Below are 25,971 nucleotides of genomic sequence, written 5' to 3'. Positions count from 1 at the left end.
ACAATCCTGCCTCGTTCGCCCCCGGAACCGGGAACCGAGTAAAGCATCAGTAAGTTGCATAGGTGTGGCCCGGCATACGCGGGGTCCGACAACCAACAGCGAACTTCGAGGTGCGCACCTTGGCTTTCCAGATGCCGGACCGCGGCGGAGGCCCGACGGGGCCACGGATGAGAGTGGGCCGACCGTCCCGGCGCGTCCGGACTCTGCTCATGACCCTGGGCGTCCTCGCCGTGCTGGCGATGGCGTTCGTGATGTTTGCAGGGTTCTGGACGGACTGGCTCTGGTACCGGTCGGTCGACTACTCGTCCGTGTTCACGACCACCCTGTGGACCAAGATCGGCCTGTTCTTCGTCTTCGGACTGCTGATGGCCGCGGCCGTCGGTGTGAACATCTGGCTGGCCCACCGGCTGCGCCCGCCGCTGAGCGCCATGTCGATGGAGCAGCAGAGCCTCGACCGCTACCGCATGGGTGTGGCGCCGTACAAGAAGTGGATCCTGCTCGGGGTCACGGCCCTCGTCGGGCTGATCGCCGGCGCGTCCGCCGCCGGCCAGTGGCGCACATGGCTGATGTGGGTCAACGGCGTGCCCTTCGGGCAGAAGGACCCGCAGTTCAAGCTCGATGTCGCCTTCTACGCCTTCGACCTGCCCTGGTACCGGTTCCTGCTGGGCTTCGGCTTCGCCGCGGCGGTCCTGTCGCTGATCGCCGCCGCCCTCACGCACTACCTGTACGGCGGGCTGCGCGTCACCAGCCCCGGCGCCCGCGCCACGGCCGCGGCCACCGGGCACCTGTCGGTGCTGCTCGGCCTCTTCGTCGCACTGAAGGCGGTCGCGTACTGGCTCGACCGGTACGGTCTCGCGGTGAAGTCCAGCGACTTCAAGGCGACGGGCAACTGGACGGGCCTGCGCTACGTCGACGCCAACGCCTACCTGCCCGCGAAGACCATCCTCTTCTGCATCGCGGTCATCTGCGCGCTGCTCTTCTTCGCCACCCTGTGGCGGCGCACGTGGCAGCTGCCCGTCATCGGCTTCGGCCTGATGGTCCTCTCCGCGATCCTCATCGGCGGCCTGTACCCGGCCATCGTGCAGAAGTTCCAGGTCCAGCCGAACGAGCAGGCCAAGGAGGCGCCGTACGTCGAGAAGAACCTGGAGGCGACGCGCCAGGCCTACGGCATCGAGGACGCCGAGGTCACCGGCTACTCGGGCGAGCGCGACACGGACGACGTGACGAAGCTGCGCGACGACGTGGAGAAGACCGCGTCCCTGCGCCTGCTCGACCCGAACATCGTCTCGCCCACGTTCCAGCAGCTCCAGCAGATCAGGAACTACTACGGGCTCCCGGCCAACCTGGACGTCGACCGCTACAAGGACAAGGACGGCAACGTCCAGGACACGGTCGTCGGTCTGCGCGAGCTGAACCTCAGCGGCATCCCGAAGAACAACTGGATCAACGACCACTTCCGCTACACGCACGGCTTCGGTGTGATCGCCGCCAAGGGCACCGCCGCCGACGAGGAGGGCCGCCCGGTCTTCACCGAGTCCGACCTGCCCTCCAAGAGCTCCAACGGAGGCGACCTCGGCACGTACGAGCAGCGGGTCTACTACGGCGAGAAGACCACGCAGTACTCGATCGTCGGCGGTCCCCAGAAGGAGATCGACTACTCCGACAACAGCGGTGAGAAGACCACCAGCTACAAGGGCGACAGCGGGGTCGACCTCTCCGGCCCGGTCAACCGGGCCGCGTACGCGGCGGCGTTCGGCGAGCCGCAGATCCTCTACTCCGGAGCGATCGGCGAGGGCTCGAAGATCCTGTACAACCGCACCCCCAAGGAGCGCGTCGAGGCCGTCGCCCCCTGGCTGACGATCGACGGCGACGCCTACCCGGCGGTCGTCGACGGCAAGATCCAGTGGATCGTGGACGCCTACACGACCACGAACGGTTATCCGTACGCCTCCCGCACCACCCTCGGCGACACCACCGCCGACTCGCTGACGGCGGCGGACAACCAGCGCGCGGTGGTGGCCCAGCAGAACCAGGTCAACTACATCCGCAACTCGGTGAAGGCGACCGTCGACGCCTACACCGGCGAGGTCAGGCTCTACCAGTGGGACACCCAGGACCCGGTCCTGAAGACCTGGATGAAGGCCTTCCCCGGCACGGTGGAGCCCAAGAAGGAGATCTCGCAGAACCTCATGGACCACCTGCGGTACCCGCAGGACCTCTTCAAGGTCCAGCGTGAACTGCTCACCCGGTACCACGTGAAGGACGCGGACACGTTCCTCAGCGGCAGCGAGGTCTGGCAGGTCCCGGACGACCCGACCAACCGGTCCGGGGACGCGGTCCCGCCGTACTACCTGAGCATGAAGATGCCCGGGCAGGACACCCAGGCGTTCTCGCTGACGACGACGTTCACTCCGAACGGGCGGGACAACCTGAGCGCGTTCATGTCGGTCAACGCCGAGGCGGGCACGGGCGACTACGGCAAGATCAGCATCCTGAAGCTGCCGACCGGCAAGACCGTCGACGGCCCGAAGCGGGTGCAGAGCCAGTTCAACTCCGAACCGGACATCGCCGAGTCCATCCGGCTGCTGAGAGGAGGCGGCGACTCCGAGGTCGAGTACGGCAACCTGCTGACGGTGCCGCTGGACGGCGGACTGCTGTACGTCGAGCCCGTCTACGTGCGCGGCAGCAACCTCAAGTACCCGCTGCTGAAGAAGGTGCTGGTCACCTACGGGGGCGCCACCGCCTTCGAGAACACCCTCGACGAGGCCCTCAACAAGGTGTTCGGCGCGGAGGGCACGAGCACCGAGCCGCCGGACCCGGGCACCGACGAGGGGCAGGACGGCACGAGTCCGCCGACGTCGAGCGACCCGACGGTCCAGAACGCCCTGGACGACGCGCAGAAGGCGTTCGAGGACGGCCAGCAGGCCCTCAAGGACGGTGACTGGGAGGCGTACGGCAAGGCCCAGAAGGACCTGGAGGACGCGCTGCGGAGGGCCGAGGACGCGCAGTCCGCGGCCGGCGACGGCGGCGACAAGGCCCAGGACTCCGAGAAGGGTTCCGGGGGCGGCTGAGCCGGCCGCGTCCGGGCCACCTGCGAAGGACCCGCCCCGCGTCGTGATACGGTTTCCTTACAACGACGCGGGGTGGAGCAGCTCGGTAGCTCGCTGGGCTCATAACCCAGAGGTCGCAGGTTCAAATCCTGTCCCCGCTACTGAAGAGATCGAAGGGCCCGGATCCTGACAGGGATCCGGGCCCTTCGACGTGTGAGAACACGGGTAGGGGTTGCCTCAAGGGCGGCGAGTTCGCGGATTTGCGTTTGGTGTGTCTCTGTGTGGGCATGTCGACAAAACGCTGAAGTGACCTCACGGGCTGCGGTATACCAGGTGTACCCGGGTTGCAGGTGGTGCGACGATGGACGTTATGGGGGACAAGGCAACTCTGTTCGAGACGGGACGATTTGTACAACCCTCGGGCCGGGACGAAGCGGGCGAGGCTGCCGAAGAGGTGCGTCAGCGGCTGGCCGCCGAGGCCGGTGACGTGGAGGCGATGAGCGTCCTCGGGGCCATGCTGCTGCGCCGCGGCGACCTCGACGGAGCCGAGCCCCAGCTGCGCGCCGCCACCGCCGCCGGCGACCGCGCCGCCGCCAACAACTTGGGAGTCCTCCTCCACCAGCGCGGTTACGCCGAGGAGGCGGCCGGATGGTGGCGGGTCGCCGCCGTCGCCGGTTCCGCGGCCGCCGCGCACGCGCTCGGCCGGCACCACCGCGAGCGCGGCGACGAGCCCGCGGCCGAGTACTGGCTGCGCCAGGCCGCCGAACAGGGCCACGTCCTCGGCGCGTACGCCCTCGCCGACCTGCTGGAGCACCGGGGCGACGACGGGGCGGAGCACTGGCTGCGGTCCGCCGCCGAGCGCGGGCACCGCGAGGCCGCCTACCGGCTCGCGCGCATCCTCGACCGCCGGGCCGCCGGAGAGGGGTCCGGCACGGCGGGCCGTGCGGGCCGCAGGGGCCAGGCCGCCCGGGACGCCGCCGCGGGCGCCCCGTCCGCCGGGGACGGCGCCGACGGCGGCTCCGGCAGGTCCGCCGCCGAAGAGGCCGAGCAGTGGTACCGGCAGGCGGCCGCCCGCGGCCACCGCCGGGCCGCCCTGCACCTCGGGGCGATCCTGGAGAAGCGCGGCCGGCTGAAGGAGGCCGGCCGCTGGTACCTGACGTCCGCCAAGGACGGCGAGCCGCGGGCCGCCTGCGCGCTCGGCTTCCTGCTGCGCGACGCCGGTGACACGGAGAGCGCCGCCGTGTGGTGGCTGCGGGCCGCCCAGGAGGGCGACGGCAACGCCGCGAACGCGCTGGGCGCCCTGCACGCCGAGCGCGGCGAGCACCAGACCGCCGAGCGCTGGTACCGCGCGGCCATGGACGCCGGGGACGACAACGGCGCGTACAACCTCGGGCTGCTCTGCGCCGAGCAGGGCCGCACGACGCAGGCCGAGCAGTGGTACCGGCGGGCCGCGTACGCGGGGCACCGCGAGGCGGCGAACGCGCTGGCCGTCCTGTTGCTGCAGGTCGGCGACGCTGCGGGCGCCGAGCCGTGGTTCTCCAAGGCGGCCGAGGCGGGCAGCGTCGACGCGGCGTTCAATCTCGGGATCCTGTACGCCGGTCGCGGCGAGGACGCGAACGCCCTGCGCTGGTACGAGCGCGCGGCGGCCGCCGGGCACGCCGAGGCCGCGCTCCAGGTGGGCATGGCGCGCCTGCGCGAGGGCGACGAGCCGGCCGCCGAGCGGCACCTGCGGTGCGCGGCCGGCGGCGGCAGCGCGGAGGGCGCGTACCGGCTGGCCACGCTGCTCGACGCCAGACGCCCGCCGCAGCCCGCGCACGAGCTGGGCGAGACCGCGCACGAGAAGACGGAGTGCGAGGAGTGGTACGAGCGGGCGGCGTCCCAGGGGCACCGGCGCGCGCAGGTGCGCGTGGGCATGCTCGCGGCCACGCGCGGCGACGTGGTGGAGGCCGCGCGCTGGTACCGGCGCGCCGCCGAGGCGGGCTCCCGGAACGGCGCCTTCAATCTCGGGCTGCTGCTCGCCCGTGAGGGCAGCGAGCCGGAGGCCGCGCTGTGGTGGACGAAGGCCGCCGACGCGGGCCACGGCCGCGCGGCGCTCCGCCTCGCGCTGGTCTACGCGCGCCGCGGCGAGCTGGCGGAGGGGCAGCGCTGGGCCGACCGCGCGGTCACGCTCGGCTCCCCGGAGGTCGCCGAGCGGGCGGCCCGCCTCCGCGACGCCCTGCGCCAGGAGCTGTCGGCCTGACGGCGCCGGCCGCCGCCGCGGGACGGGCCGGCGGCTGTCGGCGCGGAACGGGCCCGCCGGTCGTCACCGGTGCGGGACGGTCCCATCGGTCGTCACCGGTGCGGAACGGGCCCGCCGGTCGTCACCGGTGCGGGACGGTCCCATCGGTCGTCACCGGTGCGGGACGGACCCGCCGGTCGTCACCGGTGCGGGACGGACCCGCCGGTCGTCACCGGTGCGGGACGGGCCCCCGGCAGTCACCGTCGCGAGGCGGGCCGACCGCCGCCGGAGTCGGTCGCGGGCATGACCTGCGTCATGCCGCGGCGTCACCGATTTGCTCTGGTCCGCACGAGTGACGTAGAGTCGGTCTCACCGACGCGGGGTGGAGCAGCTCGGTAGCTCGCTGGGCTCATAACCCAGAGGTCGCAGGTTCAAATCCTGTCCCCGCTACTGAAGGCCGGAGGCCCGGAACCGATCAGGTTCCGGGCCTCCGGCGTATGCGCGTCCGCATCCGGGGAGCGGGCCGGGAAGAGACCGGCGCCGGACAGCACGACGCCCCGGGTCCGTCGGACACCGGGGCGGGGGACGGGTGCGCCCCGGGAGGGCGCACGCGCCGATTGCGGATACGTGCTGAAGGGCCGGGAGGCGTCAGGCGGCCGAGCAGTTCGGGCAGACGCCGCGGTAGGTGACCTCGACGTCCGACACCGTGAAGCCGAAGCGCTCCGAGGCGGGGAGGTCGGCGAGCGGGTCGCCGCTCGGGTGGACGTCGCGGATCGCGCCGCACCGGGCGCACACCAGGTGGTGGTGCGGGCGGTGCGCGTTCGGGTCGTACCGCTTCGCGCGCTTGTCCGTGGCGACTTCCAGCACCTCGCCGAGCGTCACCAGCTCGCCGAGCGTGTTGTAGACGGTGGCCCGGGAGATCTCCGGCAGCTTGACGACGGCGCGGGCGTGCACCTCGTCGGCCGTCAGATGGACGTGCTCGCCGTCGAGGACCTCGGCCACAACGCGCCGCTGCGCGGTCATCCGCCATCCGCGGTCGCGCAGCCGTTCCAACAGGTCGCTCATGCTCAACAGCCTAACAGCAAGGGGGCGTGATCCCGAACAGGTGTGACTTTGGAAGCTCACTTGACTTAGACATTGTCCATTGTAGGATCTGAAACGGCTTTGGCCAAGGGACAGGATTTGAGAATGACGCAGGAGGCGCACGTGACGCAGGGACCGCTCACGACGGAGGCCGGAGCACCGGTCGCCGACAACCAGAACAGTGAGACCGCGGGTGTCGGCGGCCCGGTCCTGGTCCAGGACCAGCACCTCCTGGAGAAGCTCGCCCACTTCAACCGGGAGCGCATCCCGGAGCGCGTGGTGCACGCCCGCGGCGCCGGCGCCTACGGCACCTTCACGGTGACCGCCGACGTCACGAAGTACACGCGGGCCGCCTTCCTCTCGGAGGTCGGCAAGCAGACCGAGACCTTCCTGCGCTTCTCGACCGTGGCCGGCAACCTCGGCGCCGCCGACGCGGTGCGCGACCCCCGCGGCTTCGCGCTGAAGTTCTACACCGAGGAGGGCAACTACGACCTCGTCGGCAACAACACCCCGGTGTTCTTCATCCGGGACGCCATCAAGTTCCCCGACTTCATCCACACCCAGAAGCGCGACCCGTACACGGGCAGCACGGAGGCGGACAACGTCTGGGACTTCTGGAGCCTGTCGCCCGAGTCGACGCACCAGGTGACCTGGCTGTTCGGTGACCGCGGCATCCCGGCGTCCTACCGCCACATGGACGGCTTCGGCTCCCACACCTACCAGTGGAACAACGAGGCCGGCGAGGTCTTCTGGGTCAAGTACCACTTCAAGACCGACCAGGGCATCAAGTGCCTGACGGCCGAGGAGGCCGAGGTCCTGGCGGGCAAGGACCCCGACTCCCACCAGCGCGACCTGCGCGAGGCGATCGAGCGCGGCGAGTTCCCGTCCTGGACCGTCGGTGTGCAGATCATGCCCGCCGCCGAGGCCGCGAACTACCGCTTCAACCCGTTCGACCTGACCAAGGTGTGGCCGCACGCGGACTACCCGGTCATCGAGATCGGCAAGCTGGAGCTCAACCGCAACCCCGAGAACATCTTCGCCGAGGTCGAGCAGTCGATCTTCTCGCCGGCGCACTTCGTGCCGGGCATCGGCCCGTCCCCGGACAAGATGCTCCAGGGCCGCCTCTTCGCCTACGGCGACGCCCACCGCTACCGCGTCGGCATCAACGCCGACCACCTGCCGGTGAACCGCCCGCACGCGACCGTGGCCCACACCCACGGCCGGGACGGCCACCTGTACGACGGCCGCCACAAGGGCGCGAAGAACTACGAGCCGAACAGCTTCGGCGGCCCCTTCCAGACGGGCCGCCCGCTGTGGCAGGGCATCCCGGTCACCGGCGTCACCGGCGAGACCGTGACCCCGGTGCACGCCGAGGACAACGACTTCGTCCAGGCGGGCAACCTCTACCGGCTGATGACGGAGGAGGAGAAGGAGCGCCTGGTCGGCAACCTGGCCGGTGCCATCTCCCAGGTCTCGCGCGACGACATCGCCGAGCGCGCGATCAACAACTTCCGCCAGGCGGACGCCGACTTCGGCAAGCGGCTGGAGGCCGCGGTCCAGGCCCTGCGCGGCTGACACCAGCACTGGACCGCTTGTCGAGGAGAGCGGGCCGGGACCCCTGCGAAGGGGGCCCGGCCCGCTCTGCCGTCCGGTCCCGGTCCTCCCGGCGCTCCCGTTCCGCGGCGCCTGCCGCCGCGCCGCCCGTCCGGGCGGGGTCAGACGGGTTCGCGCTGCCGCGCCGGGGCCCAGCAGCGGATGATGTCGCGCACCGACACGACCCCGACGGGCTCCTGGCGGTCCAGCACGATCAGATGGCGGAAGCCGCCGTGCGTCATGGCCTGCGCGGCCTCCTCCAGCGTCCAGGACGGCGCGGCGAACACGACGTCGGTCGTGGTGTGGGCGTGGGCCCGTTCGGTGTCCGGGCTCTGGCCCAGGCCGACGGAGTCGAGGATGTCGCGTTCGGTGAGGATGCCGAGCCCGCTGGTGTCGGGGTCGAGCACCACGGCCGCGCCGACCCGGCGCGCGGACATCAGGGCCGCGGCCTGGCGGAGCGTGTGGGCGGGACCGATGGTGAGGACCACCGTGCTCATGGCGTCACGGACGAGCATGGACGGAGCCACCTCCTAAGAATCCGGCTTGCGCCCGGATTCACAAGTTCACAAGTGGGGGATTCTCAGAGTCGCAGCCGGGAGGCGGGTCAACAAGGGGGCGCGTACGGCGGCTTCCGGGCGTGTGAGGGGCATCCGGACGGCCGTGCGCGAAAGGGTGAGCCGTCCCTTGTACGGGACATCCGGACGGCGGTGTGGGAGGGGTGCGCCGTCCCCTGCACGGGCAGGCGCGCGTCCGGTCCGGGACGGGGCCGGACGCGTACGGCGCGGGGCCGCGCGCGGGACGGGGACGGCCGCGGCGTGCGGCGGGTGCCGTCCTTCCGCCCCGTACGGTCCGCCGGGCGGCGGTGCGCCGCCCGGCGCGCGTCAGGACTGCCGCGGCGCTCCGCCCAGGTGGCCGAGGAGTTCGTCGTGGAGGAGGCCGTTGGAGGCGGCCGCGTCGCCGCCGTGCGGGCCGGGCCGGCCGTCGAGGCCGGTGAAGGTACCGCCCGCCTCGGTGACCACGATCGCGTTCGCCGCCATGTCCCACAGCGACAGCTCCGGCTCCGCGCAGAAGTCGACCGAGCCCTCGGCCACCATCATGTACGGCCAGAAGTCGCCGTACGCGCGCGTGCGCCACACCTTCCGCGACAGGTCGAGGAAGCCGTCCAGACGCCCGCGCTCCTCCCAGCCGGTGAGCGAGGAGTACGCGAAGGAGGCGTCCGCCAGGCGCGAGACGCGCGATACCTGGAGCCGGGACGCCGAGGACAGGCTGCGGCCCGTGTAGGCCCCGTGCCCCTTCGCGGCCCACCAGCGGCGGCCGAGGGCGGGCGCGGACACCACGCCGACCACCGGCTGGAAGCCTCCCTCGGCTGCCTCCATGAGCGAGATCAGCGTCGCCCACACGGGGACGCCGCGCACGTAGTTCTTCGTGCCGTCGATCGGGTCGACCACCCAGCGGCGCGGCCCCGTGCCCTCCACGCCGTACTCCTCGCCGAGGATCGCGTCGCGCGGCCGGGCCCGCTGGAGCTGGCCGCGGATCAGCTCCTCGGCGGCCTTGTCGGCCTCGCTCACCGGCGTCATGTCCGGCTTGGTCTCGACCTCGAGGTCGAGGGCCTTGAACCGGTCCATCGTCGCCGCGTCGGCGGCGTCCGCGAGGACGTGGGCCAGGCGCAGGTCATCGAGATAGTCGGGCATGGGGGAACCGTATCCGCCCGGCTCGGTGCGGAGCCACACACCCCGGCACGACGCTCGCCGGACCGCCTCCCGACCGGCCCGTCCCGCCCTTTCACGGGCGGGGCGCGCGCAAAGGGAGGAGGACGTCGCGCGATGGCCGACGCGCGCCCCGGAGCCGCCGAGAACCCTTGACAGCACCCCGGTGCACGTCAACTCTGACCACCCGGAGCCGCTCGCCCCAGGGAGGCCATGATGCCTGCAGCGCGGGAATCCCTCTTGGACGCCGCCTACACGGCGCTCGCACGCCGTCCGTGGTCCGCCGTGCGCATGGTCGACGTGGCCGCGGTGGCGGGGGTCTCCCGGCAGACCCTCTACAACGAGTTCGGCAGCAAGGAGGGGCTCGCCCGCGCCCTCGTCCGCCGCGAGGCGGACGCCTACCTGGCGGGCGTGGAGCGGGCGCTGGCGAGCCACACGGAGCCGCGCGAGCGCCTGGCCGCCGCCGCGGAGTGGACCGTCTCGGCGGCGCGCGGCAACGTCCTGGTGCGGGCGATGCTCACCGGCTGCTGGAGCGACCGGCTGCCCGCGCCCACGCTCAAGGCCGTGCCCTCGTCCTCCGCGGTGCCCGCGCAGCGGCGCGCCGACGGCCCGCTGCCCTCGCCGGGCGACTTCGTGGCGCTGGTGCGGGACCGGGCCGTGGCCGCGCTGACCCCGCCCGGCGGCTCCAAGGCCCAGACGGCCGAGCTGGCCCGGGCGGGAGAGTTCGTGGTGCGCCTCGGCCTGTCCTGCGTGGTGGCTCCCGCGGGCGAGAACGGGACCTCCGCGCTGGTCCGCGACGCGCTGGCGACCGTACGGGCGATGAGCTGAGCGGGGTGCGGCGGGCCCGGCGCCGGCCGTGCCGCCGTGCTCAGTGCGCCGACCCCGACAGCTGGAGCCCGATCACCCCGATGATCACGAACGAGATCGACACGATCTTCAGGGTGGACACCAGGTCGCCGAGGAAGACCATGCCGTAGATCGCCGTGCCCGCCGCGCCGATGCCCGTCCACACCGCGTACGCGGGCCCCACGTCGAGCTTGCGCAGGGACAGGGTCAGCAGGCCGAAGCTGCCGAGGGCGAAGACGGCGAACGCGATCGTCGGCCACAACCGGGTGAAGCCGTGCGACAGCTTCAGGCAGACGGCGAAGCCGGTCTCGAGCAGTCCGGCCACGACCACCAGCAGCCACGCCATGTGAGGTCCCTCCGCTTCAGCACGCCCTGTGACCGCGTCGTCCGGCCCCGGTCCGGATCGGTGCGGTCATACATTCACCGGGGTACGACGGGCGCAAACAAGCCCGAGGTCATCGGGGCGGAGCCGGTCAGTCCCCCTCGCGCCGCTCCCGCGTCGCCAGCAGCCGGCGCAGCGAGTACAGCCGCGCCGGGTCGGCGTGCCCCTCCTCCACCCACGCGTCGAGCGCGCAGTCGGGCTCGTCGTGGCTGCAGGCCCGCGGGCAGTTCTCGGTGCCCGGCTCCAGGTCCGGGAAGGCGTGGATGACGCGCGCCGGGTCGACGTGGTGCAGGCCGAAGGAGCGCACGCCCGGAGTGTCGACGACCCAGCCCTCGCCCTTGCCCAGCGGCAGCGCGAGCGCGGACGTCGTGGTGTGCCGGCCGCGGCCCGTCACCGCGTTCACGTGCCCGGTCGTGCGCCGCCGCTCCTCCGGGACCAGCGCGTTGACCAGCGTCGTCTTGCCGACGCCCGAGTGTCCGACGAAGGCCGTGATCCTGCCGTCCAGGTGCTCGCGCACCCGGTCCGCCGCGTCGCCGTCCGCCAGCTCCTCGCGGCTGGTGACCACGTACGGGATGTCCAGCGCGCCGTACAGCTCCAGGATCTTCTCCGGCGGGGCCAGGTCCGACTTGGTCAGCACCAGCAGCGGCTCCAGGCCCCCGTCGAACGCCGCGACCAGGCAGCGGTCGATCAGCCGGGGCCGGGGCTCGGGGTCCGCGAGGGCGGTCACGATCGCCAGCTGGTCGGCGTTGGCGACCACCACGCGCTCGTAGGGGTCGTCGTCGTCCGCCGTGCGCCGCAGCACCGAGGTGCGCTCGGCGATGCGGACGATGCGGGCCAGGGTGTCCTTGCGGCCGGACAGGTCGCCGACGAGGGCCACCCGGTCGCCCACCACGGCGGCCTTGCGGCCCAGCTCGCGGGCCTTCATGGCCATGATCACCCGGTCGTCGACCAGGCAGGTCAGGCGGCCCCGGTCGACGGTGAGGACCATGCCCTCCGCCGCGTCCTCGTGCTTGGGCCGGATGTGCGTGCGCGGGCGGTTGCCCTTGCGGTTCGGACGGACCCGGACGTCGTCCTCGTCGGTGTGCTTGCCGTAGCGGCGCATGGCGTCGTCGTCCCTACCTACGCCCCGAGCATCCCGGTCCACAGCTCGGGGAAGTCCGGCAGGGTCTTCGCCGTCGTCGCCACGTTCTCGATCTCCACGCCCTCGGTCACGAGGCCGAGGATCGCGCCCGCGGTGGCCATCCGGTGGTCCTCGTACGTGTGGAAGATCCCGCCGTGCAGCCGGCGCGGGCGGATGTGCAGGCCGTCGGCGGTCTCGGTGACGTCGCCGCCGAGCTCGTTGATCTCCTTGGTGAGGGCGGCCAGCCGGTCCGTCTCGTGCAGCCGCAGATGGGCCACGCCGCGCAGGGTCGAGGGCGAGTCGGCCAGGGCCGCGACCGCCGCGACGCCCGGCGTCAGCTCGCCGACCTCGCCGAGGTCCACGTCGATGCCGTGGACCGCGCCCGAACCGGTGAACGACAGGCCCTGGTCGGTCAGTTCGCAGGAGCCGCCCATCTCGGTGAAGATCTCGCGCAGTCTGTCACCCGGCTGGGTGGTGCGCTCGGGCCAGTCGGGGATGACGACCTTGCCGCCGGTCACCAGGGCCGCCGCCAGGAACGGCTGGGCGTTGGACAGGTCGGGCTCCACCGTCAGGTCGCGGCCGAGCAGGGCGCCGGGCGTGACCCGCCAGACGTTCGGCTCGCCGCCCGACTCCGGGGTGTCCACCTGGGCGCCGATGACGCGCAGCATGTCGACGGTCATCCGGATGTGCGGCATCGACGGCAGCGTGGAGCCGGTGTGCCGCACCTCGACGCCCTGGTTGAAGCGCGGTCCGGACAGCAGCAGCGCCGAGACGAACTGCGACGAGGAGGAGGCGTCGATCTCCACGGCGCCGCCCTCCAGGGCGCCGCCGCCGTGCACGGTCAGCGGGAGCGTGCCGCGGCCCTCGTCCTCGATGCGGGCGCCGAGGACGCGCAGCGCGTCGATGACGCCGTGCAGCGGCCGCTCGTGCGAACGGGGGTCGCCGTCGAAGCGGACGGGGCCGTCGGCGAGGGCGGCGACCGGGGGCAGGAAGCGCATCACCGTGCCCGCGTTGCCGACGTCGACCGTGGCGGGGCCGCGCAGGCCCGCGGGGATGACCCGCCACGCCTCGCCGGAGCCGTCGGGGCCGACGCCCTCCTCGATGCCGACGCCCATGGCGCGCAGGGCGCCGGCCATCAGCAGGGTGTCGCGGGAGCGCAGCGGGCGGCGCAGCCAGCCGGGCTCGGCGGCCAGGGCGGCCAGGACCAGGGCGCGGTTGGTGACCGACTTGGACCCGGGCACGTGGACCGTCGCGTCGACGGCTCCGCTCGCGTGCGGGGCGGGCCAGAGGGCGGTGTGTGCGGGGTTCACGGTCATGCCCCTCACTTTAGTGGTTGACGAGGGGCGCGGATCTTGATCAAAAGTGGCGAAATCGCAGCGAAACACGGACCTGGTATGTGCCGTGCATATATGCACCAGGCATTCCGGACACACCGTCGCGAGCCCGGCGAGCGGGAGCGGCCGGCCGCGGGCCGTCCCGGGGCGACAAGTGGCGGACCGCACACGGCGACGGGCCGCCGGGTGGCGCGGACCGCGGCCGTCCGCCGTCGGACGGCGTACGCCGGCGCCGCCGCGTGCCGCCGGGAGGCGTACTCCACCGCCGCCGTCAGCCACCGGACGGCCTACGCCAGGGCGGTCACCCACCACTGGACGGCGCCCGGGACGGTGATCGTCCGACGCCGGAGGGCGCACGAGAGGGTGACCGCCCGGCCTCGGACGGCGTCCGGGGCCGGGGGCCGCCCGCCACCGTACGGGCCCGCCGCACCCGTCCCGGCGGGCGCCGTCCTACACCTCCAGCAGCCAGCGGCCACCGCCTATCAGCGCGCACAGGGAGACCGCGTGGAACAGGAACAGCCACAGGCCCGCCGGGACGTGCGTGAGGCGGGAGAGCTGGTCGGCGTCCGAGTCCCCGGCGCCACCGCGCCGCCGTTTGGCCTGCAGTTCGAAGGCCGGCCGCACCCCGCCCAGCAGCAGGAACCACACCACCGCGTACGCGAACGCCGCCTGCACCTGCGGTCCCGCGAGCCACGACACCAGCAGGAAGGTGCCGCCGGCGAGGAACACCGTCAGCACTCCGTACGCGTTGCGGATCATCACCAGCATCGCCAGGAGCAGGGCGGTCGCCAGCCACAGCAGGGCCGTGATGTGACCCGCGCCCAGCAGCGCCGCGCCGCCGAGCCCCAGCAGCGGGGGAGCGGTGTAGCCGGCCGCGGCGGTGAGGATCATGCCGAGACCGGTGGGCCTGCCCCGGCTGACGGTCAGCCCGCTGGTGTCGGAGTGCAGCCGTATGCCGCTGAGGCTGCGGCCGGTGAGCAGCGCGACCAGGCCGTGGCCGCCCTCGTGGGCGATGGTGATCGCGTTGCGCGACACCCGCCAGACGCCGTGCGGCAGGACCACGGCGAGCGCGGCGACCGCCGTGGCGACGACCACCCAGGTGTCCGGGTCCGGCTGGCTGCCGAAGACCTCGTCCCACAGGGTCGCCAGGGAGGTCGATGCGGTGCTGTCCATGGGGGTGGGGGCTCCTCGGGTTCGCGTTCGGGGGAGGCCCCGGCGGCGCCTCGTCGCCGGGGGGCGGTGGCCCGGGGACGGGCGGGCCTGGCAGTGTGGCACGTATGTGCGGACGGTTTGCTGCGAGTCGGGGACCCGAGGATCTCGCGGAAGTCTTCGGGATCGAAAAGCTGGAGCCGGAGGAGACCTGGGCCCCCGACTACAACGTGGCACCGACCAAAGAGGTCCACGTCGTCCTCGACCGCCCCCTGAAAGACGCGGACGACCCCCGTCCGGTTCGCCAGCTGCGGAAACTCAGGTGGGGCCTGGTGCCGGCCTGGTCCAAGACCCCCGAGGGCGCCGCCCGGATGATCAACGCGCGCGCCGAGACCGTCCACGAGAAGCCCTCCTACCGGCGGGCCTTCGCCGCCCGGCGCTGCATCGTCCCCGCCGACGGCTACTACGAGTGGGTCACCGGGGCCGCCGAGCGCGAACTGGAGGTCGAGGGGAGGCGGAAGCGGCCGCGCAAGCAGCCCTACTTCGTGCTGCCCGCCGACGGGTCGGTCTTCGCCATGGCCGGCCTGTACGAGTTCTGGCGGGACCGGACGCTGCCCGACGACCACCCGCAGGCCTGGTGGGTGACCTGCTCGGTCGTCACCACCGAGGCCGAGACCTCGCCGCTGGCGGTCGCGCCCGCCGAGGGGCCGCGCTCGCTCGCCGACATCCACCCCCGGATGCCGCTGATGCTCACCCCCGACCGCTGGGACGCCTGGCTCGACCCCCGCCGCACCGACACCGACGGGCTGCGCGCGCTGCTCGCGCCGCCGCCCGCCGGGCTGATGCGCGCCTACCCGGTCCCCACGGCGGTCAGCAACGTGCGCAACAACGGCCCGGAGCTGCTGAAGGAGCTCGACGGCCCCGAAGAGGGCACACTCTTCTGACGTGACCCACACCGATCCCGCCGAGAACGCCGCGACCGCCGAGAACGCCGCGACCGCGGCGCGCACCGAGACCGTCGAGACGGACGCGGGCACCGCCCGGATCACCTGGCACCCGGCGCACGGCGCCCCGCGCCTGGTGCTGGCCCTGGGCCACGGCGCGGGCGGCGGCGTCGAAGCCCGTGACCTGCGCGCACTGGCCGCCGCGCTGCCCGCGCACGGTGTGAGCGTCGCCCTGGTCGAACAGCCCTGGCGGGTCGCGGGGAAGAGGGTCGCGCCCGCGCCGGGGACGCTGGACACCGGCTGGCGCGGCGTGTGGCCCGCCCTCGCCGCCGCCGGCCCGCCCGTCGTCGCGGGCGGCCGCAGCGCCGGCGCCCGCGTCGCCTGCCGCACCGCGCGCGAGCTCGGCGCCCGCGCGGTCCTCGCGCTCTCCTTCCCGCTGCACCCGCCGGGCCGCCCGGAGCGGTCCCGCGCCGCCGAACTGCTCGGCACCGGCGCGCCCACGCTGGTCGTCCAGGGCGGCAACGACCCGTTCGGGCGGCCCGAGGAGTTCCCGCAGGGCCCGTACGAGCTGGCCGCGGTGGCGTACGGGGACCACGGGTTCGCGGTGCCCAAGCGCGCGGACGTCACACAGGACGAGGCCGTGACGATGATCACTGACGCGGTGGTGAAGTGGCTCGCGGCACTCGGGTGAGCCCGTAGGACGGCCGGGAATGCGAAGGCGCCGCCTCCTGTTGTGCAGGGCAGAGGTACTGGCAACCCGGTACCGACGTCGTACGGAAGGAAGTCCGCCGCATGGGTTCGACCATCTGCCCGGACCGCCGCAACGCCGCTGACCTGGAGTGGACGGTGCTGCACGCGGCGAGGACCGCCCCGGCGCGGGCGGCGGGCGGAGCACATCGGCAAGCCGCCCCGACCGGAGGTCGTCTATCCTCCGATTCGAGTGGGACCGGTCTCGGTCTCGTCACGTCGTCGGAGGAGGTGGGTCCGGTCGCTGGGACCGACGCAGGGACCGAGAACGGCCGGTCGGAGCAGCCCGAGGGGGCGGAGTCGACCGCGGAGCGCACCGCGCGCTTCGAGCGGGACGCGCTGGAGTACCTCGACCAGATGTATTCGGCCGCGCTGCGCATGACGCGCAACCCCGCCGACGCGGAGGACCTGGTGCAGGAGACGTACGCGAAGGCGTACGCGTCCTTCCACCAGTTCCGCGAGGGCACCAACCTCAAGGCGTGGCTGTACCGCATCCTCACCAACACCTTCATCAACTCGTACCGCAAGAAGCAGCGCGAACCGCAGCGCAGCGCGGCCGAGGAGATCGAGGACTGGCAGCTCGCACGGGCCGAGTCGCACATGTCGACCGGTCTGCGCTCCGCCGAGTCGCAGGCGCTCGACCACCTGCCGGACTCGGACGTGAAGGAAGCGCTCCAGGCGATCCCCGAGGAATTCCGCATCGCCGTCTACCTCGCCGACGTAGAGGGCTTTGCCTACAAGGAGATCGCGGACATCATGGGGACACCCATCGGAACGGTGATGTCCCGGTTGCACCGGGGCCGTCGTCAACTGCGCGGCATGCTCGAGGACTACGCGCGTGACCGCGGGCTGGTTCCGGCCGGCGCCGGAGAGTCGAACGGAACGAAAGGCTCGGGCTCATGAGCTGCGGAGAGCCGCACGAGACGGAGTGCAGTGAGGTCCTGGACCATCTCTACGAGTTCCTGGACCGGGAGATGCCCGACTCCGACTGCACCAAGTTCGAGACGCACTTCGAGGAGTGCTCTCCGTGCCTGGAGAAGTACGGGCTCGAGCAGGCCGTGAAGAAGCTGGTCAAGCGGTGCTGCGGGCAGGACGACGTGCCGACCGACCTGCGGGCCAAGGTCATGGGCCGCATCGAGCTGATCCGCTCCGGGCAGAGCGTGCCCGAGCACGACGTCGCCACGGCCCCCCAGGAGTCCTGACGTCCCGTGGTGCCCGGCCCTGTGCCGGGCGCCACGGCGTTCCTCCGGCCGGACGCCTCACGTCCGCTTCGGCATGACCCCGGCGTCCGCCCCGGCACCACCCCGCTCCCGCCCCGGCGCGCCCACCGGGTCCGCCCGCTCCGGTCCGCCGTCACCCGAACGTGCGAATCACCGTCGGTGCGCCCCCGGTAATCCCCGTATTGCCGCCCGCGTGCCCCGCGCCCCGCAATAGTCTCCGGAAGCCGTACGGGCCCTATCCGGCCCGTGGCGCACGGGCTCGGGGAGGGGGCGCGCATGGGGTCGGTTCCGCCGCGGGCCCTCGGCTGGGTCGCCTGCGCCGTCCTCGGCGCGCTCTGCTGCCTGGCCCCGCTGCCCGGCGCCCGCACGCCCTGGCCGACGGTCGCCCTGTTCACCGTCCTCTACGCCGGCTGTGAGCACATCAGCGTGCCCCACCACCGGCTGCGCGTGCCCCACCACCGGCCGCGGTGGGGCGGCCGCCCCCCGGGCCGCCGGACCGCCACGAGCATGGGCACCTTCTTCCCCGTCCTGCTGGCCGGGGCCTTCCTGCTGCCGCCACCGGCCGCCGCCCTCGTGGCGGTGCCGGGGGCGCTGCTCGCCCGCGTCGAGCACCGGCCGCGCGCGCTGCGCCGGGTGTGGCGGACGGCCCAGCTCGCCCTCGCCACCTGGGCGGCGTCCCGGGCGCACGGGGCCCTCGGCGGCCGGGACGCGGTCGTCGCCCCGGACTTCCCCTACGCGCTGCTGCCCGCCGGGGCCGGCGTGCTCGCCTTCTGCGCCGTGCTGGCCCTGCTGGACGGCGGCATCCTCGCGACCGCCGAGCGCGTCCCGGCGCGCGCGGCCTGGCGCGGGCTGTTCGCGCGCTCGCTCGGCCCCGTCGCCGTCCACGGCCTCGCCGGGCTGATGATGGCCGTGCTGTGGCGCAGCCCGTACGGCCCGCTCGCCGCGCTGCTCGTGCTGCTGCCGATGTGCGTCACCTACTGGATGTCCGCCCAGTACCACCGCGAGCGCGCCGCCCACCAGGCCACCATCCGCGCGCTCGTGCAGGCCGTCGACATCAAGGACGGCTACACGCGCGGGCACAGCGAGCGGGTCGGCCGGGCGTCCGTGATGATCGCCCGGGAGCTGGGCATGGCCGACGAGCGGGCCGAGGCGCTGCGCTTCGCGGGCATCCTGCACGACGTCGGCAAGCTCGGCGTGCCCACCCGGCTGCTGCGCAAGGACGGCCCGCTCACCCCCGAGGAGCGGCGGATCGTGGAGCTGCACCCCGAGTACGGGCACGAGATGGTGCGCGGCATCGGCTTCCTCGACGAGGCGCGGGCGGCGATCCTGCACCACCACGAGCGGCTCGACGGCAGCGGCTACCCGTACGGGCTGAAGGGCCGGCAGATCCCGGAGTTCGCCCGCGTGGTGGCCGTCGCCGACGCCTTCGACGCGATGACCTCCACGCGCTCCTACCGCCGCGCCCGGCCGGTCGCCGCCGCCCTGGAGGAACTGCGGCGGTGTGCGGGCACGCAGTTCGACCCGCCCGTGGTCGACGCGCTGGCGCGGGCGCTGTCCCGGCACGGCTGGCACCCCGCCGTCACCGCCGACGACCCGCGCGGAAACGTGCCGCCGCAGGCGCCCGCGGGGGACCGGCACGCGGAGGCCGGCTCATGACACGGCCGGAGCCGGCCACCGCGCTCGTGCGCGGCTGCGCCGCCGTGCTCGCCGCGGCCGCGCTGGCCCACACCCTCTGGCACGGCGTCGACGGGCGGGGCACCGCGCTCGCCTTCGGCCTGCTGGTCGCGGTCGGCGAACTCGCCCGGTGGAGCGGCGGCGGACGCGAGGCCGCGCCCCTCGGCGCGGCCGGCGCCCTCGCCTACGCGCTCCTCGGCGCGGACGCCGGGCACCCCACGCACCACGGCGCCCCCCAGGTCGTGGCGGTCGTGACCGCCGCCGCGCTCGCCGGCTGCGTCCCGCACGTCTCCTCGGGCCGCGGGCCCTGCGCCGACCATCTGGCCCGGCGCGTGCTGACCACCGCGTTCGCCGCGTTCTGCTTCCAGCCCCTGCACGCGCGCGGCGCGCTGCCGCGGGAGGACGGCCCCTGGTACGCCGTGTTCCTCGTCGCCCTGCTCGCGCTCACCGTGCTGTGCGACGCCCTGCTCGCCGCCGTCCTGGCGCGCGCCCGCACCGGCTGGCCCCTCGGCCCGCTGCTCCGCGACGAGCTGCGGGCCGTGCTCGGCATCGGGTCCGCGGTGTGCGCGACCGGAGCCGTGATGGCCCCGGCCGTCGCCGTGGCCGGGCTGTGGGCCCTGCCCCTGTTCTCCCTGCCGCTGCTCCTCACCCAGCTGGCCTTCCGGCGCTGCACGGCCGTGCGCGCCACCTACCGGCAGACCATCGCCTCCCTCGCGCGGGCCACCGAGATCGCCGGGTACACGCCCGCGGGCCACGCCCACCGCGTGGCCGCGCTCAGCCGGGCCGTCGGACGCGACCTGGGCCTGTCCGAGCCCGAGCTGACCGTCCTGGAGTACGCGGCGCTGATGCACGACATCGGGCAGCTCTCACTGGTCGATCCCGTGCCCGAGGGCGCCACCGCCGCCCTCGATCCGGCGCGGCAGCGGCGGATCGCCCTGCTCGGCGGGGCGGTGGTGCGCCAGACCGGGGTGGACGCCGAGGTCGCCGTGGTGGTGGAGCGGCAGGCCGACCCCTACCGCGAGCAGCCGGTCAGCGCCCGTGTCGTGCGGGCCGTCAACGCCTACGAGGAGAAGGCGCGGGCCGCCGGGCCCGCCGGATCGCTGCGCGCGCTGGAGGAGCTGCGCCTGGCCACCGCCCGCGACTACCAGCCGGAGGTCGTGGAGTCGCTGGCCCGCGTGGTGGCGCGGGGCGGTCTGACCCTGCCCCGGACGGGGTAACCCATGGGTAATGAGCGGCCCCGGGACCGTCCGTGGTTGGATGCGAGGGACAGGACACAAGGGGGCACAGTCCGGCCCGAGGCTGCACGCTCTCCGACGAACTGGCAGGCGGGAATCGTGAGGATCTTCGGCAAGGGACGGCACCGGCCCTCCGCCTCGTGGCGGCAGGCCACGGACCGCGCGTTCACGCTCATCGGCGACGGCCGGTACGAGGACGCGGGAGCCCTGCTCACCCGCGCCGCGGACCTGGAGCCCTGGCTGTCCGAGTCGTGGTTCAACCTCGCCCTGCTGCACAAGTTCCGGCACGACTGGGAGCAGGCGCGCGCCGCGGGCCTGCGCGCCGTCGCCCTGCTCGACCGCGAGACCGGGGCGCCGGACTGGTGGAACGTCGGCATCGCCGCCACCGCCCTGCAGGACTGGCCGCTGGCCCGCCGGGCCTGGCAGGCGTACGGACTGCGGGTGCCCGGCGGGGCGGCCGACTCCGGCGAGCCGGCCGGGATGCACCTGGGCAGCGCGGCCGTGCGGCTGTCGCCCGAGGGCGAGGCCGAGGTCGTCTGGGGCCGGCGCCTCGACCCGGCCCGGGTGGAGGTGCTGTCGATCCCGCTGCCGTCCTCCGGGCGGCGCTGGGGCGAGGTCGTGCTGCACGACGGGGTGCCGCACGGCGAGCGGACGACCGCGGCCGGGCACACCTACCCCGTCTTCGACGAGATCGAGCTGTGGGCCCCCTCGCCCGTGCCGACCTGGGTGGTGCTCCTGGAGGCGGCCACCGAGGAGGACCGGGACGCGCTGGAGAGGCTGGCGGCCGACGCGGGCTTCGCGGCCGAGGACTGGTCCTCCTCCGTACGGCTGCTGTGCCGGCTGTGCTCGGAGTCGCGGATGCCGTCCGACGAGGGCGACGGCGAGCACCTCGACCCGCACGACCACAGCGAGCCGGGACACCCCGGGCCGCTCGGCCACCGCACGGACGGGCAGCTGTGGGTGCCCGAGCGCGAGTGCGGCCTGGCCGCGCCCGCCTCGCTGGTGCGCGGGCTGCTGGACGGCTGGGTCGCGGACAGCCCGGACTCCCGTGACTGGCGGGATCTGGAAGAGGTCTGCTGACCGCTGGTCGTAGGCTGTACCCGCACGATCACCCCCGGTCCGGTTCAGGAAGGCGTACGTCGGTCATGGCGCAGCAGGACACCGATCAGCAGCACGCGGGCGTGCTCCCCGTGGACGACGACGGTTACGTCATCGACACCGAGGACACCGAGAAGCGCGAGGCGGCCTACCGCGAGCGCGGCACCTCGCGGCCCATCACGGTCGTCGGCAACCCCGTGCTGCACAAGGAGACCAGGGACGTCACCGAGTTCGACGACGAGCTGGCGAAGCTCGTCGACGACATGTTCGCCAGCCAGCGCACCGCCGAGGGCGTGGGCCTGGCCGCCAACCAGATCGGCGTCGACCTGAAGGTCTTCGTCTACGACTGCCAGGACGACGAGGGCGTCCGGCACGTGGGCGTGGTCTGCAACCCCAGGCTGGTCGAGCTGCCCGCCGACAGACGCCGGCTGGACGACAGCAACGAGGGCTGCCTGTCCGTGCCGGGCGCGTACGCGTCGCTGGCCCGCCCCGACTACGCCGAGGTCACCGGGCAGGACGAGAAGGGCAACCCGATCAAGGTGCGGGGCACGGGCTACTTCGCGCGCTGCCTCCAGCACGAGACGGACCACCTCTACGGCTCCCTCTACATCGACCGCCTCTCCAAGCGCGAGCGCAAGGACGCGCTGCGGCAGATGGCCGAGAGCGAGCCGCGCTACCCCGTCGTCCCCAACGACTGAGCGCACCCGCGCGGACGGGCCGCAGGCCCCTCACATCTCCACGACGCCCGGCCGGACTCTCCCGGCCGGGCGTCGTTCGTGTGCGCATCAGTCAGTCGATCCTTTGTGCGCATCGACCGGGTCCGAACGATCCGGAAGCAGTCGCGCAAGGGGAAGTAGTCAGCATTGGGGGGTAGTGAGCGATGCAAATCTGTTCCCCAAACAGTCAGTTGTCGTGCTGAATGGGAAGTGCGGGGATACGCACCACGGCGCACGCCCGGCACAGGGAAGGGTGTGACGCCGACAGGCGGCTGAGAGGGGTTGTTCGTGCCAGCTTTCCCATCCGGCACCACATCGACACAGGCGGCGGTCGAAGTCCCACCGGCGCTCTCCCTCCCGGTGATCGAGACCGGGTTTCCCCGTCGACTCCATCCCTACTGGCCACGGCTTCAGGAGAAAACGAGGGCGTGGCTCCTGGAAAAACAGATCATGTCGTCCGGCACCGTGGAGGCATATGCCGACGGATTGTGCTACACCGACCTGATGGCGGGCTACTACATAGGCGCGCCCGACGACGTCCTGCAGGCGATAGCGGACTACAGCGCGTGGTTCTTCGTCTGGGACGACCGCCACGACCGTGACGTGATCCACGGCCGGCCGGCCGCCTGGAGCCGGCTCAGGGACGAGCTGCACGCGGCCCTGGACGCACCGCTTTCCCATCTGCACCACGAGGACCCGCTGGTCGCGGGCTTCTCGGACAGCGTGGCGCGGCTGTACTCCTACCTCGGCGACGACTGGAACGCGCGGTTCGCCCGGCACTTCCACGCGGTGATCGAGGCCTACGACCGCGAGTTCGCGAACCGCACGACCGGCGTCGTGCCGGACGTCGAGGAATACCTCGAACTGCGGCGGCACACCTTCGCGCACTGGATCTGGCTCGACCTCCTGGAACCCAGCGCGGAATGCGAACTGCCGGACCGGGTCCTGAAGGATCCGTCCTATCGGCGGGCCGGTCTGCTCTGCCAGGATTTCGCCGCCTGGTACAACGACCTGTGCTCGCTCCCGAAGGAGATAGCGGGCGACGAATTCCACAATCTCGGCATCAGCCTCGTCCGGCACGAGGGAATGACGCTCGAAGAGGCCGTCACGGACATGCGCGGCCGGATCGGGAAATGCATCACCGAATTCCTGGCCGCCGAGAAAGAGGTGTTACGCCTCGCCGTAGCGCTCGACGACGGAAGCACGGCCGGAGGAAGACTGGGCCGCGCCGTGCGGGCCTGTCTGGGCAACATGCGGAACTGGTTCAGTTCCGTGTACTGGTTCCACCACGAATCCGGCCGGTACCGGGTCGACTCCTGGGACGACCGCTCCACACCCCCGTACGTCAGCGACCAGGCAGGTGAACGATGAGCGTCGAGTCCTCCTCCCGGCCCGTCACGGCGACCGGCACCCCCGCCCCGCGCACCCCCTCGCCGGTGACGGGCGGGCTGCCCGGGCTCGGCCACGGCTGGAAACTGGCGCGAGATCCCCTGGGCTTCCTGTCCGGACTGCGCGACCACGGCGACGTCGTCCGCCTGCGCCTCGGCCCCAAGACGGTGTACGCCGTCACCACGCCCGCTCTCACCGGGGCCCTGCTGACCAGCCCCGACTACATCGTCGGCGGCCCGCTCTGGGAGGCCCTCGAAGGACTCCTCGGCAAGCAGGGCGTCGCCACCAACAACGGGCCCACGCACCGCAGGCAGCGGCGCACCATCCAGCCCGCCTTCCGGCTCGACGCCATACCCGGCTACGCGGCGGTCATGGAGGAGGAGGCGCACGCCCTCGCCGGGCGCTGGCGGCCGGGCGACACGGTCGACTGCACGGCGGAGTCGTTCCGCGTCGCCGTGCGCATCACCGCCCGCTGCCTGCTGCGCGGCGACTTCATGGACGAGCGGGCCGAGCGGCTGAGCGTCGCCCTGGCCACCGTCTTCCGCGGGATGTACCGGCGCATGGTGCTCTCCTGCGGGCCGCTGTACCGGCTGCCGCTGCCCGCCAACCGGCGGTTCGACCGCGCGCTCGCCGATCTGCACCGGCTCGTCGACGAGATCGTCGCCGAGCGCCGGGCCTCGGGGCTGAGGCCGGACGACCTGCTGACGGCCCTGCTGGAGGCGGAGGACGACGACGGGAACCCGATCGGCGAGCAGGAGATCCACGACCAGGTGGTCGCCATCGTCACGCCGGGCAGCGAGACCGTCGCCTCCACCGTCATGTGGATCCTGCACGCGCTCGCCGAGCACCCGGAGCACGGCGAGCGGGTCAGCGAGGAGGTCGAATCGGTCGCGGGGGGCCGGCCGGTGGCATTCGACGACATCGGGAAGCTGACGCACACGAACAACGTCGTCGTCGAGGCGATGCGGGTGCGGCCCGCCGTATGGATCCTCACCCGGCGCGCCACGACCGACACGGAACTGGGCGGGTACCGCATCCCCGCCGGGGCCGACATCGTGTACAGCCCGTACGCGATCCAGCGCGATCCGCGGTCGTACGAGAGGAATCTGGAGTTCGACCCCGACCGATGGCTTCCGGAACGCGCCCAGGACGTTCCGAAATACGCCATGAGCCCCTTCAGCGTGGGAAACCGGAAGTGCCCCAGCGACCACTTCTCGATGGCCCAGTTGTCGCTCATCACCGCGGCGGTGGCGCGGAGATGGCGCTTCGAGCAGGTGCCGCGCTCCGAGGACGTCACGCGGGTCGGCATCACGCTGCGGCCGAAGCGGCTGCTGCTGAGGGCCGTGCCGCGCTAGCGGCCGTCCGGCCCGGCCCGGTGGGCCCGGCTCGACAGTCCGGCCGCCCGGCTCGGCCGTCCCGGGACGGTCCGGGGTCTCAGGCCGCCTGCGGGCCCCGGAACGTGCGGCGGTAGGCGTGCGGGGTCGTGCCCAGGGAGCGGACGAACTGATGGCGCAGCGCGGCCGCGTTGCCGAAGCCGGTGCGGCCCGCGATCGCGTCCATCGTCTCGTCCGTGGCCTCCAGCAGCTGCTGGGCCAGCAGCACCCGCTGGCGCAGGATCCAGCGGTAGGGCGTGGTGCCCGTCTCCTGCTGGAAGCGGCGGGCGAAGGTGCGCGGCGACATGTGCGCCCGCGCCGCGAGCTGCTCGACGGTGACGTCCTCGTCCAGGTGGCGCTCCATCCAGACGAGGACCTCGCCGACGGTGTCGCACTGCGAGCGCGGCAGCGGCCGCTCGATGTACTGGGCCTGGCCGCCGTCGCGGTGCGGCGGCACCACCATGCGGCGCGCGACGGCGTTGGCGACCAGCGGGCCGTGCTCCTTGCGCAGGATGTGCAGGCAGGCGTCGATGCCCGCCGCCGTGCCCGCGGAGGTGATCACCGGGTCCTCGTCCACGTACAGCACGTCCGGCTCGACGACGGCCCGCGGATGGCGGCGGGCCAGTTCGTCCGCGTGGCGCCAGTGCACCGCGCAGCGCCGCCCGTCCAGCAGCCCGGCGGCGCCCAGCACGAAGACGCCCGAGCAGACGCTGAGGATCCGGGTGCCGCGGTCGACGGCCCGGCGCAGCGCGTCGAGCAGCTCCTCGGGGTAGTCGCGGCCCACGTAGGACTCGCCGGCCGGCACGGCGATGAGGTCGGCCGACTCCAGCCGCTCCAGGCCGTGCTCGGTCCGCAGGGTGAAGCCCGCGTGGGTGTTCAGTGTCGGGCCCTCCGCCGAGGCGACCGCGAAGTCGTAGACCGGCAGGCCCTCGTCGCTGCGGTCGAGGCCGAACACCTCGCAGACGACGCCGAGTTCGAAGGGGTGCACGCCGTCCAGCAGGACGGCCGCCACGTTCTTCAGCATGCCGCCAGTGTGCCGCGGAACTGGCAGTAATTCGAGGGCGTACGGCAGTCCTGCCACTGACCTCGGCGGG

22 protein-coding genes and 2 tRNA genes are annotated in these 25,971 nt (G+C 73.0%); 16 read left to right on the top strand and 8 right to left on the bottom strand.

The annotated features are described in order from the left end of the window. Positions 1-110: 110 nt before the first annotated feature. The 4 genes from IE271_RS04060 (at position 111) to IE271_RS04045 (ending at position 5,718) form a co-directional block, all read left to right on the top strand. On the top strand, positions 111-3,071 hold the full coding sequence (locus tag IE271_RS04060; protein WP_190188747.1) for a UPF0182 family membrane protein: 2,961 nt from the start codon (positions 111-113) through the stop codon (positions 3,069-3,071). A 66-nt stretch (positions 3,072-3,137) separates the two neighbouring features. After that, positions 3,138-3,211: transfer RNA gene (locus tag IE271_RS04055), tRNA-Met, on the top strand. 200 nt (positions 3,212-3,411) lie between these two features. Further along, positions 3,412-5,289, top strand: coding sequence for a tetratricopeptide repeat protein (locus IE271_RS04050; RefSeq protein ID WP_190188746.1), 1,878 nt, complete (start codon positions 3,412-3,414; stop codon positions 5,287-5,289). Positions 5,290-5,644: 355 nt separating this feature from the next. After that, positions 5,645-5,718 (top strand) — tRNA-Met (locus IE271_RS04045). A 198-nt stretch (positions 5,719-5,916) separates the two neighbouring features. Here IE271_RS04045 and IE271_RS04040 read toward each other — a convergent pair. Further along, positions 5,917-6,333 (bottom strand): Fur family transcriptional regulator, encoded by a 417-nt coding sequence (locus IE271_RS04040; protein WP_190188745.1) that lies wholly within the window; start codon positions 6,331-6,333, stop codon positions 5,917-5,919. A 141-nt stretch (positions 6,334-6,474) separates the two neighbouring features. Here IE271_RS04040 and IE271_RS04035 point away from each other — a divergent pair, with 141 nt between their 5' ends. Beyond that, positions 6,475-7,926 carry a catalase gene (locus IE271_RS04035; RefSeq protein ID WP_229919125.1) on the top strand — a complete coding sequence of 484 codons (1,452 nt, stop codon included), beginning with the start codon at positions 6,475-6,477 and terminating at the stop codon, positions 7,924-7,926. A 140-nt stretch (positions 7,927-8,066) separates the two neighbouring features. On the opposite strand, the gene IE271_RS04030 is transcribed toward IE271_RS04035, so the two are convergent. Then, the gene (locus tag IE271_RS04030) at positions 8,067-8,459 is read right to left on the bottom strand and encodes a CBS domain-containing protein (RefSeq protein ID WP_190188743.1); all 393 of its coding nucleotides are present in this window, start codon (positions 8,457-8,459) and stop codon (positions 8,067-8,069) included. A 366-nt stretch (positions 8,460-8,825) separates the two neighbouring features. Beyond that, a complete protein-coding gene (hisN, locus tag IE271_RS04025; protein ID WP_190188742.1) occupies positions 8,826-9,635 on the bottom strand; it encodes a histidinol-phosphatase in 810 nt (269 codons plus the stop codon). Positions 9,636-9,863: 228 nt separating this feature from the next. Between hisN and IE271_RS04020 the strand changes: the two genes are divergently transcribed. Next, the gene (locus IE271_RS04020; protein WP_190188741.1) at positions 9,864-10,478 is read left to right on the top strand and encodes a TetR/AcrR family transcriptional regulator; all 615 of its coding nucleotides are present in this window, start codon (positions 9,864-9,866) and stop codon (positions 10,476-10,478) included. A gap of 40 nt (positions 10,479-10,518) precedes the next feature. Here IE271_RS04020 and IE271_RS04015 read toward each other — a convergent pair whose 3' ends face one another. The 4 genes from IE271_RS04015 to IE271_RS04000 all read right to left on the bottom strand — a co-directional run bounded on the left by IE271_RS04015 (position 10,519) and on the right by IE271_RS04000 (position 14,505). Next, the gene (locus IE271_RS04015) at positions 10,519-10,842 is read right to left on the bottom strand and encodes a DMT family transporter (RefSeq protein ID WP_190188740.1); all 324 of its coding nucleotides are present in this window, start codon (positions 10,840-10,842) and stop codon (positions 10,519-10,521) included. A 127-nt stretch (positions 10,843-10,969) separates the two neighbouring features. Further along, complete coding sequence (rsgA, locus tag IE271_RS04010) at positions 10,970-11,980, bottom strand: ribosome small subunit-dependent GTPase A (RefSeq protein WP_190188739.1); 1,011 nt, start codon at positions 11,978-11,980, stop codon at positions 10,970-10,972. 17 nt (positions 11,981-11,997) lie between these two features. Then, a complete protein-coding gene (gene aroA / locus IE271_RS04005; RefSeq protein WP_190188738.1) occupies positions 11,998-13,314 on the bottom strand; it encodes a 3-phosphoshikimate 1-carboxyvinyltransferase in 1,317 nt (438 codons plus the stop codon). 468 nt (positions 13,315-13,782) lie between these two features. Further along, positions 13,783-14,505 (bottom strand): M50 family metallopeptidase, encoded by a 723-nt coding sequence (locus IE271_RS04000; RefSeq protein ID WP_190188737.1) that lies wholly within the window; start codon positions 14,503-14,505, stop codon positions 13,783-13,785. A 104-nt stretch (positions 14,506-14,609) separates the two neighbouring features. Between IE271_RS04000 and IE271_RS03995 the strand changes: the two genes are divergently transcribed. From IE271_RS03995 to IE271_RS03950, 10 genes are all read left to right on the top strand, one after another. Further along, positions 14,610-15,425, top strand: a complete 816-nt coding sequence (locus tag IE271_RS03995) for an SOS response-associated peptidase (RefSeq protein WP_190188736.1) — start codon at positions 14,610-14,612, stop codon at positions 15,423-15,425. Position 15,426: 1 nt separating this feature from the next. Next, positions 15,427-16,116, top strand: a complete 690-nt coding sequence (locus tag IE271_RS03990; RefSeq protein ID WP_373308701.1) for an alpha/beta hydrolase family protein — start codon at positions 15,427-15,429, stop codon at positions 16,114-16,116. A 287-nt stretch (positions 16,117-16,403) separates the two neighbouring features. Next, on the top strand, positions 16,404-17,075 hold the full coding sequence (sigR, locus tag IE271_RS03985) for an RNA polymerase sigma factor SigR (protein ID WP_190188735.1): 672 nt from the start codon (positions 16,404-16,406) through the stop codon (positions 17,073-17,075). Beyond that, complete coding sequence (rsrA, locus tag IE271_RS03980) at positions 17,072-17,374, top strand: mycothiol system anti-sigma-R factor (RefSeq protein ID WP_190188734.1); 303 nt, start codon at positions 17,072-17,074, stop codon at positions 17,372-17,374. The genes sigR and rsrA overlap by 4 nt, the downstream gene beginning before the upstream one ends. A 294-nt stretch (positions 17,375-17,668) precedes the next feature. Further along, on the top strand, positions 17,669-19,048 hold the full coding sequence (locus IE271_RS03975) for an HD-GYP domain-containing protein (RefSeq protein WP_190188733.1): 1,380 nt from the start codon (positions 17,669-17,671) through the stop codon (positions 19,046-19,048). After that, entirely contained in the window at positions 19,045-20,283 is a 1,239-nt protein-coding gene (locus tag IE271_RS03970) for an HD domain-containing protein (protein WP_190188732.1), read from the top strand. Before IE271_RS03975 ends, IE271_RS03970 begins: the two co-directional genes overlap by 4 nt. Before the next feature lie 117 nt (positions 20,284-20,400). After that, entirely contained in the window at positions 20,401-21,381 is a 981-nt protein-coding gene (locus IE271_RS03965; protein WP_190188731.1) for a tetratricopeptide repeat protein, read from the top strand. Between the two features lie 65 nt (positions 21,382-21,446). Then, positions 21,447-22,097, top strand: a complete 651-nt coding sequence (gene def / locus IE271_RS03960; protein WP_190188730.1) for a peptide deformylase — start codon at positions 21,447-21,449, stop codon at positions 22,095-22,097. A gap of 306 nt (positions 22,098-22,403) precedes the next feature. Continuing rightward, positions 22,404-23,486, top strand: coding sequence for an epi-isozizaene synthase (gene cyc1, locus IE271_RS03955; RefSeq protein WP_190188976.1), 1,083 nt, complete (start codon positions 22,404-22,406; stop codon positions 23,484-23,486). After that, positions 23,483-24,859 (top strand): bifunctional albaflavenone monooxygenase/terpene synthase, encoded by a 1,377-nt coding sequence (locus tag IE271_RS03950; protein ID WP_190188729.1) that lies wholly within the window; start codon positions 23,483-23,485, stop codon positions 24,857-24,859. The genes cyc1 and IE271_RS03950 overlap by 4 nt, the downstream gene beginning before the upstream one ends. Before the next feature lie 79 nt (positions 24,860-24,938). On the opposite strand, the gene IE271_RS03945 is transcribed toward IE271_RS03950, so the two are convergent. Continuing rightward, positions 24,939-25,901 carry a GlxA family transcriptional regulator gene (locus IE271_RS03945; protein ID WP_190188728.1) on the bottom strand — a complete coding sequence of 321 codons (963 nt, stop codon included), beginning with the start codon at positions 25,899-25,901 and terminating at the stop codon, positions 24,939-24,941. Between the last annotated feature and the right edge of the window lie 70 nt (positions 25,902-25,971).

Origin of the sequence: Streptomyces minutiscleroticus (genome assembly GCF_014650875.1) — a bacterium.
GTDB classification, from domain to species: Bacteria; Actinomycetota; Actinomycetes; order Streptomycetales; family Streptomycetaceae; genus Streptomyces; species Streptomyces minutiscleroticus.
Note: the sequence above shows the minus strand (reverse complement) of the source record. Positions and strands in the feature narration are given on the sequence as shown.

What these genes read in the sequence shown, in the direction of transcription:
- IE271_RS04050 (WP_190188746.1), top strand. Translation starts at nt 3,412, where the DNA reads ATGGACGTTATGGGGGACAAGGCAACTCTGTTCGAGACGGGACGATTT.
- IE271_RS04040 (WP_190188745.1), bottom strand. Translation starts at nt 6,333, where the DNA reads ATGAGCGACCTGTTGGAACGGCTGCGCGACCGCGGATGGCGGATGACC.
- IE271_RS04030 (WP_190188743.1), bottom strand. Translation starts at nt 8,459, where the DNA reads ATGCTCGTCCGTGACGCCATGAGCACGGTGGTCCTCACCATCGGTCCC.
- hisN (WP_190188742.1), bottom strand. Translation starts at nt 9,635, where the DNA reads ATGCCCGACTATCTCGATGACCTGCGCCTGGCCCACGTCCTCGCGGAC.
- IE271_RS04020 (WP_190188741.1), top strand. Translation starts at nt 9,864, where the DNA reads ATGATGCCTGCAGCGCGGGAATCCCTCTTGGACGCCGCCTACACGGCG.
- IE271_RS04015 (WP_190188740.1), bottom strand. Translation starts at nt 10,842, where the DNA reads ATGGCGTGGCTGCTGGTGGTCGTGGCCGGACTGCTCGAGACCGGCTTC.
- rsgA (WP_190188739.1), bottom strand. Translation starts at nt 11,980, where the DNA reads ATGCGCCGCTACGGCAAGCACACCGACGAGGACGACGTCCGGGTCCGT.
- aroA (WP_190188738.1), bottom strand. Translation starts at nt 13,314, where the DNA reads ATGACCGTGAACCCCGCACACACCGCCCTCTGGCCCGCCCCGCACGCG.
- IE271_RS04000 (WP_190188737.1), bottom strand. Translation starts at nt 14,505, where the DNA reads ATGGACAGCACCGCATCGACCTCCCTGGCGACCCTGTGGGACGAGGTC.
- IE271_RS03995 (WP_190188736.1), top strand. Translation starts at nt 14,610, where the DNA reads ATGTGCGGACGGTTTGCTGCGAGTCGGGGACCCGAGGATCTCGCGGAA.
- rsrA (WP_190188734.1), top strand. Translation starts at nt 17,072, where the DNA reads ATGAGCTGCGGAGAGCCGCACGAGACGGAGTGCAGTGAGGTCCTGGAC.
- IE271_RS03975 (WP_190188733.1), top strand. Translation starts at nt 17,669, where the DNA reads ATGGGGTCGGTTCCGCCGCGGGCCCTCGGCTGGGTCGCCTGCGCCGTC.
- IE271_RS03970 (WP_190188732.1), top strand. Translation starts at nt 19,045, where the DNA reads ATGACACGGCCGGAGCCGGCCACCGCGCTCGTGCGCGGCTGCGCCGCC.
- def (WP_190188730.1), top strand. Translation starts at nt 21,447, where the DNA reads ATGGCGCAGCAGGACACCGATCAGCAGCACGCGGGCGTGCTCCCCGTG.
- IE271_RS03950 (WP_190188729.1), top strand. Translation starts at nt 23,483, where the DNA reads ATGAGCGTCGAGTCCTCCTCCCGGCCCGTCACGGCGACCGGCACCCCC.
- IE271_RS03945 (WP_190188728.1), bottom strand. Translation starts at nt 25,901, where the DNA reads ATGCTGAAGAACGTGGCGGCCGTCCTGCTGGACGGCGTGCACCCCTTC.